The sequence below is a fragment of the Paraburkholderia sp. SIMBA_054 genome, assembly GCF_046534875.1.
In the GTDB taxonomy this organism is placed as follows: Bacteria; Pseudomonadota; Gammaproteobacteria; order Burkholderiales; family Burkholderiaceae; genus Paraburkholderia; species Paraburkholderia hospita.
Genome location: NZ_JAWRXV010000537.1, coordinates 1 through 296 on the forward strand (window position 1 = coordinate 1; position 296 = coordinate 296).

Below are 296 nucleotides of genomic sequence, written 5' to 3' on the forward strand. Positions count from 1 at the left end.
CGCGCAGCGTGAAGCCGCGTTTCAGGTGATCCGCGAAATCGGCGCGCAGGGCATCCACAACCGCCAGATCGTCACGCAGGTGCTGCCGCTCGACGGCAACTACTGGCCTGCCGAGGCCTATCATCAGAATTATTTCGCGCAGCATCCGGAGCAGGGCTATTGCTCGTTCGTGGTCGCGCCGAAGGTGGCCAAGTTCCGGCAGAAGTTTGCGCATCGGATCAAGGCGGGCTGAGGCGGGCCGGCGCGGGTCTGTGTTCAGTGCGGCTCAGTGCGGCTCGCTGCTGTTCGAGTCGCTG

1 protein-coding gene is annotated in these 296 nt (G+C 64.5%); it reads left to right on the forward strand.

Annotation, left to right across the window (positions count from 1 at the left end):
- Nucleotides 1-232: peptide-methionine (S)-S-oxide reductase (locus SB822_RS56240; RefSeq protein WP_410858997.1), on the forward strand; the 232-nt coding region annotated here is incomplete at its 5' end.
- Nucleotides 233-296: the final 64 nt, after the last annotated feature.